The sequence below is a fragment of the Exiguobacterium sp. s80 genome (genome assembly GCF_018618725.1).
GTDB lineage: Bacteria > Bacillota > Bacilli > Exiguobacteriales > Exiguobacteriaceae > Exiguobacterium_A > Exiguobacterium_A oxidotolerans.
Genome location: NZ_JACSMP010000006.1, coordinates 89,021 through 103,155 on the forward strand (window position 1 = coordinate 89,021; position 14,135 = coordinate 103,155).

14 protein-coding genes are annotated in these 14,135 nt (G+C 45.2%); 2 read left to right on the plus strand and 12 right to left on the minus strand.

Going from position 1 to position 14,135, the window contains the following annotated elements:
* Positions 1-307 precede the first annotated feature (307 nt).
* The 3 genes from KNP94_RS11570 to msrB all read right to left on the minus strand — a co-directional run bounded on the left by KNP94_RS11570 (position 308) and on the right by msrB (position 7,174).
* Complete coding sequence (locus KNP94_RS11570) at positions 308-2,848, minus strand: ATP-binding protein (RefSeq protein WP_214803516.1); 2,541 nt, start codon at positions 2,846-2,848, stop codon at positions 308-310.
* A 153-nt stretch (positions 2,849-3,001) separates the two neighbouring features.
* Entirely contained in the window at positions 3,002-5,878 is a 2,877-nt protein-coding gene (locus tag KNP94_RS11575) for a S8 family peptidase (protein WP_215115681.1), read from the minus strand.
* A 195-nt stretch (positions 5,879-6,073) separates the two neighbouring features.
* Positions 6,074-7,174 carry a peptide-methionine (R)-S-oxide reductase MsrB gene (msrB, locus tag KNP94_RS11580; RefSeq protein WP_214767257.1) on the minus strand — a complete coding sequence of 367 codons (1,101 nt, stop codon included), beginning with the start codon at positions 7,172-7,174 and terminating at the stop codon, positions 6,074-6,076.
* Positions 7,175-7,358: 184 nt separating this feature from the next.
* On the opposite strand from msrB, the gene KNP94_RS11585 reads away from it, so the two are divergent.
* A complete protein-coding gene (locus KNP94_RS11585; protein ID WP_088836183.1) occupies positions 7,359-7,742 on the plus strand; it encodes a DUF302 domain-containing protein in 384 nt (127 codons plus the stop codon).
* Positions 7,743-7,797: 55 nt separating this feature from the next.
* Here KNP94_RS11585 and KNP94_RS11590 read toward each other — a convergent pair whose 3' ends face one another.
* The 9 genes from KNP94_RS11590 to KNP94_RS11630 form a co-directional block, all read right to left on the minus strand.
* Positions 7,798-8,574: a sulfite exporter TauE/SafE family protein gene (locus KNP94_RS11590; protein ID WP_029332504.1), complete on the minus strand. Its 777-nt coding sequence runs from the start codon at positions 8,572-8,574 to the stop codon at positions 7,798-7,800.
* 53 nt (positions 8,575-8,627) lie between these two features.
* Positions 8,628-8,855 carry a sulfurtransferase TusA family protein gene (locus KNP94_RS11595; protein ID WP_029332503.1) on the minus strand — a complete coding sequence of 76 codons (228 nt, stop codon included), beginning with the start codon at positions 8,853-8,855 and terminating at the stop codon, positions 8,628-8,630.
* 50 nt (positions 8,856-8,905) lie between these two features.
* Positions 8,906-10,042, minus strand: coding sequence for an MBL fold metallo-hydrolase (locus KNP94_RS11600; RefSeq protein ID WP_214805545.1), 1,137 nt, complete (start codon positions 10,040-10,042; stop codon positions 8,906-8,908).
* Positions 10,043-10,073: 31 nt separating this feature from the next.
* The gene (locus tag KNP94_RS11605; RefSeq protein WP_088836181.1) at positions 10,074-10,640 is read right to left on the minus strand and encodes a sulfurtransferase TusA family protein; all 567 of its coding nucleotides are present in this window, start codon (positions 10,638-10,640) and stop codon (positions 10,074-10,076) included.
* Positions 10,641-10,688: 48 nt separating this feature from the next.
* Positions 10,689-10,985 (minus strand): rhodanese-like domain-containing protein, encoded by a 297-nt coding sequence (locus tag KNP94_RS11610; RefSeq protein ID WP_215115682.1) that lies wholly within the window; start codon positions 10,983-10,985, stop codon positions 10,689-10,691.
* 26 nt (positions 10,986-11,011) lie between these two features.
* Positions 11,012-11,317: a rhodanese-like domain-containing protein gene (locus KNP94_RS11615; protein ID WP_214770531.1), complete on the minus strand. Its 306-nt coding sequence runs from the start codon at positions 11,315-11,317 to the stop codon at positions 11,012-11,014.
* Positions 11,318-11,395: 78 nt separating this feature from the next.
* The gene (locus KNP94_RS11620) at positions 11,396-11,875 is read right to left on the minus strand and encodes a DsrE/DsrF/DrsH-like family protein (protein ID WP_088836179.1); all 480 of its coding nucleotides are present in this window, start codon (positions 11,873-11,875) and stop codon (positions 11,396-11,398) included.
* Positions 11,876-11,932: 57 nt separating this feature from the next.
* Positions 11,933-12,196, minus strand: a complete 264-nt coding sequence (locus tag KNP94_RS11625; protein ID WP_029332497.1) for a metal-sensitive transcriptional regulator — start codon at positions 12,194-12,196, stop codon at positions 11,933-11,935.
* A gap of 105 nt (positions 12,197-12,301) precedes the next feature.
* The gene (locus tag KNP94_RS11630) at positions 12,302-13,159 is read right to left on the minus strand and encodes a LysR family transcriptional regulator (RefSeq protein WP_214808726.1); all 858 of its coding nucleotides are present in this window, start codon (positions 13,157-13,159) and stop codon (positions 12,302-12,304) included.
* Between the two features lie 119 nt (positions 13,160-13,278).
* On the opposite strand from KNP94_RS11630, the gene KNP94_RS11635 reads away from it, so the two are divergent.
* Complete coding sequence (locus KNP94_RS11635; RefSeq protein WP_214770412.1) at positions 13,279-14,133, plus strand: sulfite exporter TauE/SafE family protein; 855 nt, start codon at positions 13,279-13,281, stop codon at positions 14,131-14,133.
* Positions 14,134-14,135 lie beyond the last annotated feature (2 nt).

The following is a 14,135-nucleotide window of genomic DNA, read 5'->3' on the forward strand; positions in this document are numbered from 1 at the left end:
TAAAAACGCACTTTTCCCGTAGGAGTCAACGAAATGTGACGCTTTTTAGGTAACACCGTGACGGAAAGCCGGGCATGCAGACGGTTTAGAGCGCAATCCGTCTTGACTCGCTTTTAAAGCGAAAAGCAATCGTAAGCGACCCAGCAGCTTTGCTGTAGCGGCGTGACCGATTGCCGCTTTGAAGACGAGGCGAGACAGGCAAGCGTGAACGGATTGCCTCTCGATACCGTATGTTTACGCTTTTTAATAGTTTTTCTACACGCTGAAATGCTTGCTCGAATGAACGAGCAAGCATTTTAGTGTATTTTTAAGATGGAAGTACGCTAGACAATGGAAGTAGAATCGTAAATGTACTGCCTTCGCCTTCTTCAGATTCAACGTGGATCGTTCCATCATGTTCCTTGACGATTTCTTTACAGATTGATAACCCGAGTCCCGTTCCACCGATACGACGCGTATCGGAATTGTCTACGCGATAAAATTTATCAAACAGATGAGCAAACGCATGAGGCGGTATGCCGATCCCTTCGTCAATGACATGAATGATGACATTCTCATCATCCAAGTCCAGAACGACGTCAATTTCTCCACCATCCGGTGAATATTTGATTGCATTATTAATTAAATTACTTAAGAGCTGTTTAATACGATCTTCGTCAGCATGAATGGCTGGCAATTCCTTATTTAAGAGGCGTAGTCGAATCGAGTGGCGTACACTCGACGTCTCATAAATTTCGACGACTTGTTTCGCGACAGTGTACAAATGAAGTGTCGTCTTTTGATAGAGCTGCGCCCCTGATTGCATCCGTTGAACGTCTAAGAAGTCTGTCACTAAGTTTGACAAACGACCTGTTTCGTCATGAATCGTTGCTAAATATTTTTTTTGCTTCATGACATCGATTTCACGGTTCAACATCAACTCCGTAAATCCATAAATGGATGAAAGCGGTGTTCGTAACTCATGGGAGACCGTTGACACGAGTTCTGTTTTCAGGCGATCCGCCTCTGTTTCCCGGGTAATATCACGAATGACAAGAATGACACCTTTCCATCCGCCTTCAATATCAATCCGTTCCGCATACACTTCGAGGTGTGCTGTATTGTTTCGCACATCGAACTGAAACTTATCCGGAGGAACGATGCCTGAGCGAATTAAAGTGACATACTCATCAAATACGTCACGATCGTCGACTACACTTCGCATCACTTCAATCACATAGGACCCGGATGATAAGGTCCGGTCACTCGTGAACTCCGATTGTAATTCCGGAATCAGGTCAAACAGCGGACGGTTGACATACAGTTCGTCATTTCCGTCTTCTAGATAGATGATGGCCTCACGAATCGAGTCTAAAACTTGTTCCGTTTTTTTCTTTTCTTGTTTCATCTCTTCATACGAACGTGTCCGTAACAGAGAGAGCGTCATTTGTTGGGAGAAATCGCGCATATCAAGTAACTGTTGCTTTTTGTAAGGCGACTTGTACCGGACTAAATAAACTGCCGCCATCAACTGACCACTTGCCGGATCATAGATAGGTAGTGCCACTTCGTGTGTACTAAAGCTGTACGGAATGTCCGCTGTTCGGTCGACACGTTTTTCAGATTGAACGATCTTTTTACCTAACAGCATCCGACTTAACACGGACGTATCGTCAGTTCGTAAGGCTTCCAGGTGACTTTGTTTCATGCCATTCGTCGTCGCACCGATGTACATGCCTGCTTCATAAAGAAGAAGCGCTCCGTACTCTGAAGACGTGATATCAATCATTTTCTGGATGATTGACGGATAGGCTTCCATCGTTTCTCGAATGGCTAAGGCTTCTGTCAGTTCACTTCTGAGCTTTAATTTTTCTTCATTTTGTTTCGTTGCCTGGTAGGCTTCCTCTAATTCTTCTTGCTGTGCTTGCAGTTCTTCTTGTTGTGCAAGCAATTCTTCACTTTGCGCTTGCAACTCTTCATTTTTCCCCTGCATCTCATCTTTATGTGCGTTCGTCGTCAGCGCCATTTGATTGAATGAGGCCCGGAGTAGACCGATTTCATCCGGACGTTGTTGTGCCACCTCATCTATTTCAATCGGTTCACTTCGCGTCAATTTTTGATTGTCGTCAATTAAGCGGAATAACTGTTTTGTCATCCGACGAATGAACGGATGAACGAACAATAGAATGAAACTGATTAAAACAAAAATACTTGAAATCCAAATCCATTGTGTATTCGCGACTTCAGTCCGTAATTTTAAAACGGCAGCTTCTTGTTGTTGCTGCAACGTATCACGGTATTCTTCCAGTGCCGATGATGCTTTTTCGATGTCTGGGGTGATATCAATCGATCCGTCTGCCGTTGGTTTGATTTGACCTTGCTCGACGAGACGTTGCGCGATTGGTAACGAAAACAAACTATCACCTTGTAAAAAATCTTCATTGATGCGATTTGCTTTTTTCTCCGTTACGTATGATTGCGTCAGCGGGAACAATGCCCCGTAATATAAATCATACAAGTTCAACATTTGAGCAGCGAATTCTTCTTCTTGATCCGTTTCTGCTCTGCGTCCAAACCAATCCGTCTCACTTTTGATTTCAGTCCGTAAGGCTTCAATCTCATCAAATCGTTCCTGATCTCCAAAAATCACGAATCCGCGTAACCCAAATTGGACGGTCTGCCAATTGTCCCAAAGCGTATCAGCCCGTCTATTTTTCTCACTAATCGTCTCAAGATCACTTCGGGACGATTCAATTCGTGTTTCCATGTAGTCATAAACAAAAAATGATGTCACCGATACTAATAGCAATACTACATAAAACACCGCTAGCAACTGGCGTCCGATTCGTCTCCGAATCCACTTGATCATAGAATATCCTCCTCACCACCCACTCAGGGATGATGCCTTTTTTAAAATGGTTTCAGTTACTTAAAAATAGCATAATCTACCGAAAAATACCTTAAAAATAATCGACTACAAAAAAACCTCCTCCAGATGACTGGAGAAGGTCTGTTAAACAGATTATTTTTTCGCTTTTTTGACCGTGATCGACGTCTTTACACTTGTCTGTTTATGCGCGTTGACAAGATAAACGGAAAGTTTCGTTCCTGCTTTTTGTTTCGCGATTTTTACAGAGAACGTTCCTTTTGACGTGACGGTTCCTTTAGCGATGACTTTCTTTTTCGCATTTTGTACGTAGACGCGTGTTTTTTTCTCACCTGTCCCAGACAGTTTCGTCTGACTACTAGTGATGGCTTTGACTTTTGGTGCCGCAGGTGGTGCCAAAACCGTTACGACAGTTGGTTTACTTGAACGTTTTGCGATATCAAGCACCGTCACGCTGAGGCGTGCTCCAGCTGTTTGTTTTGGTACTTTGACGCTGAACTTACCTTTCGCATCCACCATGCTTGTGGCAATCGTCTTATTCTTAGCGTCCTTCATGACGATTTTTCCACTTGCACTGGCTGTTCCTGTCACTTTCGTCGCGCCTGCGAGTACAGGATTCACTTTCGGTGCAGCAGGTGCTTTCCCAGGCAATACTTCCGTCCGCTCAGATGTAACATCCGTTCCATTCGCATAACGAATCGTCAAGACTGTTTCTTTTGCTTGGCGTGGAATTTGAACGGAGAACGTACCAGCTTTTGCTACCGTCGAAGCTAAACGTTTTGTTGACCAGACTTCTACTTTTGTGCCCGTCTTAACAGTCCCGCTGACAACGAGTTGATTGTCATAGACCGGTTTGACTTTTCCTTGTAAATGCAATTGTGAGATGGCACGCAAAATATTGATTTTCCCGTAACCGGATACCGGACTGACGTAGGCCGGAAGTTTTTCCGGCGCTTTACCAGGCGGATACTCGTCTTCCATGTCCTCTTCATCATCCTCGTACCAATCATTCGGATTTTCGAAGGCGAGTGGTTCTGCACTTGTTCGTAAGATGTTTTCGATTTCTTTTGGTTTCAGTGTCCCGTCGAGTGACGCCAAGATGCCTGCGACTGCCGCAACGTGTGGTGTTGCCATACTCGTTCCATCCATGTAAACGGTGTTACCGTCCGGGACGAGACTTGCGATTTTTGATCCTGGTGCCACGACGTCAAGCCCGAAACCGTAGTTCGAATAGTCAGCGACCATCCCGAGTGGATTCGTTGCTCCAACTGAAATGGCATACTCCGAGTTCGCCGGGAACCCGATGTAACTGTCATATTCATTCCCTGACGCCGCGACGACTGTGACGCCGTTGTCCGCTGCGTACTTCATCATGTAAGCCATCGTTCGACTCTCGCCGCCTCCGAGGCTCATGTTGATGACTTTTGCTCCGTGATCGACAGCATATTTAATTCCGAGTGCGATGGCATCTGTTTCGCCTTCCCCATTCGCATTCAATACTTTAATCGGGAGGATTTGAGCAGATTGGTGAATTCCGCGAATGCCATATTCATTTTCGAGTACTGCCGCGATGACGCCTGAGACATGTGTCCCGTGACCATTGTCGTCAAGGGCATCTCCTTTTCCATTGACATCGACATAGTTTTTTTCGTTCGCGATGTCGACTTTTCCTTGTAAATCTTTCAGGCGGTAATCGACTCCTGTATCGATGACAGCAATCGTCACCGGAGTCAATGTTTTGCTGATTGGACTGGCGACGAATTGTTCAAAACCGATTCCGACATCCGGTAACTGTTCGACGATTGCATTTTTATTTAACGCCCACTGGTAGTCATAGTTGATGTCCCCTGTTGCGCGGTACGTCTGAATTTTCTCGACATACTCGACGGCAGAAGACCGGCTGAGTGACTGTTTCAATGCCGTCGCGGTTTGACTTTTGACTGTCGGATCTTCCGTGACAATGACGAAGTCGCCCGCTTTACCAAGCGATAAACGCTCAACATCTGTCGCCGGAGTTCCAGCGATCTTCATCGACCGATTCATCTGACCTGGTTTTAGTTTAACGATGAACCGTGTTTTTTCTTCTGATTGAATCGTCATTCCGAGTGAACGGAATGTTTCACTCAGCGTGCTTCCACCAAGCGTTGAAATTTCCATTTTTTTCGCATACTGATTGATTTCATTCGCGATGATTTCTGGTGACGCGTCACGTGTTAATTCAAACAGACGATTGACTGCCTGCTGATCGGCTTTTGATAATGTATACGTCGTTCCATTGACGAGCGCCGTCATCGCTGGTTTCAACGTCTTCAAGTCTTCTGCTGCTTGTGTTCGCTTATCTTTATTAAATAAAATCGCTTTGACGACGTAGGGTGACGCTTTGTAATACAGCGACGTTAAGCTACGTCCTTGCTCCGATTGACTCAACACTTGTTTTTGAATCGCGTGCATCAACGCTAGCATCGGCTTTTCTTCAGTCGTTTGCTTCAACGCTTCTTCCGCTGCACAGCTAATATCACTGATTGGTTCGTACTCGACTGCCAGTTTGACATCATTGTATGTCAGTTTAACGTGTGCCGCTTTCGTCGTTTTGCCTTCTTCGATATTCGGATAGTACTCGACTTTTATATAATACGGGCCATCCCAAGCGTAAGGAACCGCCAGTTTCATGGCTTCTTTTTCATCAGGTTCAGCGTAGCTCCGGTAACGATCGAATGTTTCATCTTTCGCTGCCATTTCTTCACTCGGATAGGCGGTCACTTCGATCGATTGATCCGTATCAATTGATAATTCGAAGTGCGATGCCGTTTTTTCGATTCCTGCTTGCTGTTCGACTTTATACCAATATGTATTTTTGTCGTTCGTCCCCGTTTCGAGAACCGTTTCTTGTCCTGCTTTTAATCCGATTGCCTGTCCTATTTCGTCTGCCGCTATCGTTTTCATAGCGAAAGGTCCCACTCCAAGTGTCAGAATGAGGCAGCTCAACATGAGCCAAATCGTCAACTTCTTCACCACTGTTCCTCCTTAAGAAAAATAAATCGTGCTTTTCTCAAGTATAAACAATATTTGGATAAATATGATAATTTTTTCGTTATATTACCTTACAATTTCGAAAGGAAAAATATTCACTTGACCGAACGACTTGGTCCCCCTGCTTTTTTTCAGAAGAAAACCCACCCTTTCGAACGAAAGGATGGGGCGCATATGTTATTTAAATTCAGACAGATACTGACCGTACCCCTCTTTTTCTAAATCTTCCTTCGCAATGAACTGTAGAGCTGCCGAGTTCATGCAGTACCGAAGACCGGTCGGCTCAGGACCATCGTTAAAGACGTGACCGAGATGGGCGTTGCCATGACGACTCCGGACTTCCATCCGCTTCATCCCGAGGGCAAAATCACTTTTTTCAATGATATTCCCAGGCTCGAGTGGTTGACTGAAACTGGGCCATCCTGTTTTCGAGTCGTACTTATCTTTTGATGAGAAGAGCGGTTCACCAGAAATCAGATCGACGTAAATCCCGTCCGCTTTTAAGTCGTGATAAGGATTGTCAAAGGCAGGTTCGGTCCCGTCTTCTTGCGTGACTTTATACTGAATATCGGTCAATTTTGCTTTCTTTTGAGCATCCGTTAACTTGTCATACTTCGGTAAATCGAGTTTCGGTTGATCGTTCCAGTAGCGGTCGATGAACTCATCTCGCCCGGAAGCGGCACGGTAAAACTTATACTTTTTCTCGCTCTTCAAGTAGTAGTCCTGATGATATGCCTCCGCCTCATAAAAAGGACCGGACTCAATCAAAGGTGTGACGATTTTGTCGTCAAAGATGCCGCGGTCTGCCAGGTCTTGTTTTGACTGTTCAGCGATTTGCTTTTGGTCATCGTTTGTATAAAAAATCGCTGTCGTATACGACTCGCCTTGATCGACGAATTGACCGTTCGGATCGGTTGGATCGATTTGGCGCCAGTAGACATCGAGTAACTGTTTGTACGAAATGACAGTCGGGTCAAACGTAATCAAAACGGCTTCCCGGTGACCGGTCGTCTCAGCAGACACTTGATTGTAGGTCGGGTTTTCAACGTCACCGCCGGTATAACCCGAGATGACGGACTTCACGCCCTTCAATTCCTCAAATGGCGGTTCCATACACCAAAAACAGCCCCCTGCTAAAATCGCCGTCTCCTCTTTCGCATAGGTCAGTTCTTTACTTCCGCTCGACTTCGCCTGTTGCTGCTGGAAAACAAAATACCCGCCAATCATGATGGCAAGTAATGCAACGACGGATAGAATCGTCAACATTCGCTTCTTCATCTCCCTTCGCCTCCTTTTTAAAGCATACGTTCCGGGTGAATGGTTAGATGTCTTTTTTCTAATGTACCTTGATTTCACATAGTTTGTCGTTGACCGTGCCTCAAAATTGCACATCTGATGCTGAATGATTATTTAATGAAAAAGTAGGGAATAGTTTTAAGACTAAACACCAGGAGGGGTATCGATGTTTGATTATACAGTTACGACTGAACACTCAACAGAAAAAACCATCACACGTTTGAAAGAGGAGCTCCAAAAAGTTTCATTTGGTGTCCTTTGGGAATTCGATTTAGCAGGAAAATTAGATGAAAAGGGACTCGACTTTGAAGGCGAGTATCATATTCTCGAAGTCTGTAACCCGAAAGAAGCACACCGCGTCCTGTCAGCTGAACGACGTGCGGGTTACTTCCTACCTTGTAAACTGGCTGTCTTTACGGAGAATGGACAAACGAAAATCGGCATGCCACGTCCGACAGCACTAATTGCGCTCGTTGAAGATGAACAATTAAAACAGGTCGCAAAAGAAGTCGAAGATCAATTGCTTCACGTCATCGACGCAAGCAAGTAAGCAAAAAAACGAGCCGGTTTCGTCTTTTGACGATACCGACTCGTTTTTTGTCTGTTTATAAAATATCAAGCCAAATCTTAATTGCTGTCGCGAGAATCAAGACGGCAAGGGTCACTTGCAGGATTTTAGTATTCATCTTTTTCCCGGCGATTGCTCCGAGTGGCGCCGCAATCAGACTGGCAACAACCATGATCGCTGCAGGACCCCAATCGACTTGCCCCGTCGTGATTTTACCGACGGTCGCGCCAATCGAAGAAATGAACGTAATCGCGAGGGACGAAGCGATCGTCATCCGTGTTGGAATTTTTAAGATGACAAGCATGATTGGAACAAGTAAGAAAGCTCCGGCAGCACCGACGATTCCAGCACCAATCCCGACGATGAAGGCAGCACTTGCTGCGATACCTTTATTGAACTTCACTTGATCGAGCGGAATGTCATCGAGCCCTTTTTTCGGAACGAACATCATGACAGCAGCTGTTAACGCTAATATGCCGTAGACGAGATTGATTGTATCTTCCGCTAAGACGTTCGAGCCATATGCGCCGATGAAGCTCCCAATCAAAATCGCTCCACCCATGTTGATGATTAACGATTTGTTCAGGTAACCACCTTTACGATACGCCCAGACGCCGCCAATCGTCGCAAAAAATACTTGAATGGCACTGATTCCTGCGACCTCATGAGCAGAGAACGCCGCAAATCCGAGCAACGGTGGAATATAAAGTAACATCGGATACTTGATGATCGATCCGCCAATTCCTAACATCCCGGAGATGTACGAACCGACGAAACCGATTAAGAAGATGGTAATAATAAAACCGATTTCCATGTGGATCACTCCTTTAAAAAAAGGGGACTGTCAGCAGCCCCCTTCAACTTGAATTACCCTTTTTGAATCCAGAATTTCAATACACTCGCTTCTTCTTCGTGTTTAACGAGCTCATGACCGCCTGAGTTTGCCCAAGCTTGTAAATCATTTTTAGCACCTTTATCCGTTGCATGTACTTCTAAAATTTGTCCTGATTCAAGTCCTGCGATTGCTTTTTTTGTTTTGACGATCGGCATTGGACATGCAAGTCCTTTTGCGTCGAGTACGAGTTCTGATTTCATTGGTGAATTCCTCCTAATGGTTGCTTGCTTTAGTTTAGTTTTCGAGCTGCTTAACGAACGGCACACCGGTTCGGACCGACTTCCATCTCACGTTGTGTTTCGAGATCTGGTGTCTTCTTACCCATGTTCGTTTCGCGGATTTCTTGATACGCATTCGGTTGCGGCGGCAAGTTCTCTGTCACCATCTTACGGAAGACACTTTCGTCTTCGATGTTCAAACCGTGATTGTTCGCAAGGAGAACATTCAGTTTCTCCGCGACACTGCCATCTGCGTTCAACTCTTCAATCAACATGAAGTGTGCCGGAAGCACGATCAAGTCGTTCGAAAGTTCACGGTACGTCGTGTAGAGGGAGTTTCGTAAGTCACCGACCCAGTCGTCCGCAAGACCTGCGAGGTCAGGGCGACCAATCGAATCGATGAACAGGATATCACCCGTTAAGAGATACCGGTTATCGACGACGAATGATGTCGAACCAATCGTATGTCCCGGGGAATAAAGGGCAAGGACGTCGATTTGTGTATCCCCGACTTGCACATGGCTGCCATCTTCAAGTGCCGCATATTCGAATGTCACATCTGTCGCATCTTTTGGTGGTAACCAATAGGTCGCACCCGTTTTTTCAGCAATTTCACGACCACCTGAAATATGATCGGCATGTAAGTGTGTATCAAACACATGTGTGATTTTGACATTACGTGCTGCTGCATAATCAAGATAGACATCTGTCATCCGTGTTGCATCTACGAGGACCGCTTCGCCCTCCGAGATGATCATGTAAGACAAACATCCTTTTCCGATTCGGACGAACTGAACGACTTCACCACGATCTTGACCCGTCTCATTCAATGTTCCGAGTGAAATCGGTTCGAGGTGCTCGCTCCACGCCTTCATGCCACCTGCTAAATAAGAAACAGTCCGTCCTGCTTCCTCTAACAAATCAGCGACGAAGATGGAAGAACCTTCTTTTGCACAGACGACGAGAACGTCTTGATCCGTCGGCAGTTGATCGAGAATGTCTTCGACACCATCGAGTAAATCAAAGTATGGAACGTTCAAATAATTGAAGTTTTCACCTTCAATTTTCCAGTCCGCGAATGCATCTTCGTTGCGGACGTCTAAGATAAAGAATGGTTGACGGTTAATAACTTTTTGTGTGACTTCTTGAGTCGTCATTGCATGTGCCATCTGTTGTTGTTCCTCCTAAGCGGTTTAGTAATTAAACAGTCGTTGCCGTATCAAACGTCCACTGGCTCATGCCCGGTACGACATTTTGAACCGTGAATCCTTTTGCATCCAGTTGTTGTGATGCGAGATCACTCCGGCTGCCTGTCCGGCAAACGACGTAAATCGTTTTGGTTTTATCGAGTTCATCACTGCGTGTGTCGAGCTCACCGAGCGGAATGTTGATCGCGTTCGGGATATGTGAAAAGGCATATTCTGCTGTTTCACGTACATCGAGAACGAGCACGTCGTCGTTTGAGCGCACTGCTTCAAGTGTCTCGTTATTCACTACTTGTGTGAAAGCAGGAGCTTCCTGATCGTTTCCGGAAGACTTCCGGACGTAATGACGTAACACGTCCCCTTCTTCAATCGTTCCAAGGTACTGATTGCCGGTACTGTTCGCCCAAGCACGTAAATCAGCGGTTGACCCTTTATCGGTTGCCTGCACTTCGATGACTTGACCCGGTTCGAGTGTCTTGATTGATTTTTTCGTACGGACGATCGGCATCGGACAAGCGAGTCCACGTGCGTCAAGTACAACGTCTGTTTTAATTGTCTGCAAAAGTATTCGCTCCTTTTACCTCTAGGGGTATATTTAAGATTAAAATTTTTACTCTGTTTTTCCTTCGTAGGACATCATGCCGCCATCCATGTTGATGACATTGTAGCCTTGTCCTTCGAGATATGTTGTCGCGCGACCGCTGCGTGCACCAGAACGACAAACCATGACGTACTCTTTTTTCTTATCGAGTTCATTCATTTTAAATTCAACGAGACCAAGCGGAATATGATTCGCTCCAGGAATCTTGCCTTCTTTCACTTCGTCGACTTCACGTACGTCGATGATGTTTAAGTATTCCCCGTTTTCAAGCTTTTCCTGTACTTCTTTAGCGGTTAGTCGTTTCATTTACTTCATCCTCCTTTAGTTTACGTTCAGCGCCACGCATTCATGCCGCCTGATACTTCCGTTACGTTCGGATAACCTGCTTTTTTGAGTTGCTTGACAGCCTGTTTACTTCGCATCCCGCTTTGACAGATCACGATAACTTCCTTGTCTTTCGGAATTTTGTCGAGTTGTGCCGGTAACGTTTGGAGCGGAATGTTTTTGAACCCTTTAATGTGGTTTCCTTTAAATTCGCCCGGTGTCCGGACGTCCAAGTAAAACCGATTACGCTCATTTAATTTACTTTTTAGTTCAGTTGTTGAGATTTTCGCGACACCTTTCGTCGGTACAAACATGCGGTAAGCAAGAAACGCGACGATCAGTAGAAAAACAACGGTTAAGATATCCACTTTGTGATGCCTCCATTCTCTAAGTTAGATGAAGAGATTGACGTTTCCGTTTTCTGCGTCTGCGAGGTATGCTGCAACACCTGCGTATTCAATCCCATCATGCAATTCTTCTTGTTTCAGACCAAGCAAGTCCATTGTCATCGTACAAGCGACAAGCTTCACGTCTTGTTCTTTTGCAAGTTCAATCAAATCCGGAAGTGGCATTGCGTTGTGTTTTTTCATGACGTTTTTGATCATTTTTTGACCGGCACCACCGAAGTTCATTTTCGAAAGTGGCATTTTATCTGCACCGCGTGGCATGAATTTACCAAACATTTTTTCGAGGAACGTTTTATCCGGTTGGATCGGTTCATCTTTACGCATCGCGTTTAATCCCCAGAACGTATGGAAAATCGTGACTTCGTGATCATACGCTGCTGCTCCATTTGCGATGATATATGCTGCCATCACCTTATCGTAATCTCCACTGAACAATACAATCGTTGTTTTTTTAACATCTGACATTTAACTAATTCCTCCGTCTACTTTTACCCATAGGGGTATAAATTATTCTAAAAAATTTTACCGGCTTTTTAAAAGCAATTGAACGGCTTCTGCAACAGCCTGTTCATGATTTTCTTCTGTCTCATCATTTTTGACACAACCGATGAGGTTTTCACTCACAACCAGTCCGATGACACGATCAATCGCGCTACGTGTCGCACTGAGCTGTGTGACGACATCCTTACAAGAAGCATCCTCTTTCATCATACGGACGATGCCATGTAGTTGTCCCTCAATCCGGTTCATTCGATGAATGATTCGATCTTCATATAATTTTTCCATTTGAAGACCACTCTCCTTTTTCGTGTGACGTTCGTCATACCTCGTTGGTACATTTCACACTTTAATACCTATGGGGGTATAAGTCAACGGAAAAGTTTTCTTTTTTTAATTCTGTTTGAATTCTTCCACTACCATCGCCATCCACTTCTCGGAAAGCCGCGTCGGTTGTCCCTTTAACGTCACGAATTGAAAAGTCCGCTTGTGAACCGGATCTTCGTTGTGAAGCCGGTAGTTTGCTGAATCGAGCATCTCTCCCGCCAACCGCTCGGAAATCATCGAAATACCCGTTCCATTTTCAATCAACTGTTTGACGAGACGATTCGAATGGACCGTAATGATACGTTGCGGAACGATATCATTCGTCGCTAACCAGGATTCGAGTGCTGCTCGCCCGGCAGACCCCTCCTCACGGTAAATGAATGTCGCCTCACTGAGGTCAAGTTCTCGTCGACCAATCACCCGGAGGCGATCGAATGTAAACGGCGTTACCTCAATTTGTGGTGCTTCGACAACTCCTTCGACTAGACCTAAATCAATTTCGTAATGAAGCACAGCTTGTTCGACTTGTTCCTGATTCATCAATTTCGCATCAATCACGACTTCCGGATACAGATTTACAAAACGATGGATCATTTTTTCGAGCATCGTTTCATAAATCGTATGTGTCGCAGCAATCTTCAAATGACCGCGGACAAGCCCCTCGAGTTCATCCATCTCTTGATCGAGTCGCTCCACTTGATGCAGGATTTCTTTCGCGTGGCGATAAACCAATTGTCCGGCTTCTGATATTTCAATCGTCTTATTAAAGGAATGCCGGTGAATCAACGCTTGTCCAAAATGCGTTTCTAACCGTTTTAAATGCAGACTGACCGTTGGTTGTGAAATATAGAGTTGTTCTGCTGTCTTCGTAAAGTGTTTCGTTTCGACTAATGAAATAAACGTTCTTAGTTCGTGGAGACGCATTCTTTTCCCTCCTCATTAACCTTTATAATCATTTAGATCAGTATAATCTATTTTCGTAATCAATCATCACGCTGTACAGTAAAGATAGATTAAGAACAAAAGAAAGAAGGGTTTACTGCATGGAATTCATCCTGTTTATACTTTTAGGGTCAACAATTGGTATCTTATCCGGCTTTTTCGGAATCGGCGGAGGGATTATTTTAACTCCTCTCTTATTAATCCTCGGTTATCCACCCAGTACCGCGATCGTCCTCAGTCTGTTATTGACACTCGGTTCGACCGTGACCGGGACGGTATCCCATATGCGTCTGAAAAATTTTAATGTCCGTGATGCGTTAGCCGTCGGATTATCCGGGATCGTCGGTTCTGCCGTCATCACACCGGTCGTCTTTTGGCTCGAACAACGGACCGGAGCCGATGCGATGATTTCTGCCCTCTACATCGTCTTGTTGACGTGGTTTGCGATTCAGTTCTTAAAACCATCGAAACGAAAACCAGTCGAAGGACATATCACACAAGCGAATCTTTATAAATTGATCGTCATCGGATTTGCTGCCGGGATTCTCTCCTCCCTCATGGGGGTCAGTGGTGGCTTCCTGCTTACGCCACTCTTGATGGGATGGGTCCGTTTCCCACTCAAACAAGCCATCGGCACGAGCATCGCCTCGGCGACACTGATCGTCCTCGGCGGTGTCACCAGTTATCTTGCTTCCGGTACCGAAGCTCCGCTTTATCTCGGCATTGCTTTAATCGTCGGTGCGTTTATCGGCTCTCCGATTGGTGCTTCCTTGCTTCATCTGTTCGAAGATCGTTTCGTCCGAAAGAGTCTTGGCATCTTTTACGCCGTCGTCGCCGTCAGTGTCGTCTTGAAAGTCTTAGAGCAGGAAACAGGATCGCTCATCTTGCTCGGCATCTTTACGATTGGGCTATTGCTTCTATTTTTCTATCAAAAAGTAAGAAGTAGACATTCCTAGGA

What these genes read in the sequence shown, in the direction of transcription:
- KNP94_RS11600 (WP_214805545.1), bottom strand. Translation starts at nt 10,042, where the DNA reads ATGGCACATGCAATGACGACTCAAGAAGTCACACAAAAAGTTATTAAC.
- KNP94_RS11570 (WP_214803516.1), bottom strand. Translation starts at nt 2,848, where the DNA reads ATGATCAAGTGGATTCGGAGACGAATCGGACGCCAGTTGCTAGCGGTG.
- KNP94_RS11590 (WP_029332504.1), bottom strand. Translation starts at nt 8,574, where the DNA reads ATGGAAATCGGTTTTATTATTACCATCTTCTTAATCGGTTTCGTCGGT.
- KNP94_RS11595 (WP_029332503.1), bottom strand. Translation starts at nt 8,855, where the DNA reads ATGAAATCAGAACTCGTACTCGACGCAAAAGGACTTGCATGTCCAATG.
- KNP94_RS11625 (WP_029332497.1), bottom strand. Translation starts at nt 12,196, where the DNA reads ATGGAAAAATTATATGAAGATCGAATCATTCATCGAATGAACCGGATT.
- KNP94_RS11610 (WP_215115682.1), bottom strand. Translation starts at nt 10,985, where the DNA reads ATGAAACGACTAACCGCTAAAGAAGTACAGGAAAAGCTTGAAAACGGG.
- KNP94_RS11585 (WP_088836183.1), top strand. Translation starts at nt 7,359, where the DNA reads ATGTTTGATTATACAGTTACGACTGAACACTCAACAGAAAAAACCATC.
- KNP94_RS11630 (WP_214808726.1), bottom strand. Translation starts at nt 13,159, where the DNA reads ATGCGTCTCCACGAACTAAGAACGTTTATTTCATTAGTCGAAACGAAA.
- KNP94_RS11635 (WP_214770412.1), top strand. Translation starts at nt 13,279, where the DNA reads ATGGAATTCATCCTGTTTATACTTTTAGGGTCAACAATTGGTATCTTA.
- KNP94_RS11620 (WP_088836179.1), bottom strand. Translation starts at nt 11,875, where the DNA reads ATGTCAGATGTTAAAAAAACAACGATTGTATTGTTCAGTGGAGATTAC.
- msrB (WP_214767257.1), bottom strand. Translation starts at nt 7,174, where the DNA reads ATGAAGAAGCGAATGTTGACGATTCTATCCGTCGTTGCATTACTTGCC.
- KNP94_RS11615 (WP_214770531.1), bottom strand. Translation starts at nt 11,317, where the DNA reads ATGTTTGTACCGACGAAAGGTGTCGCGAAAATCTCAACAACTGAACTA.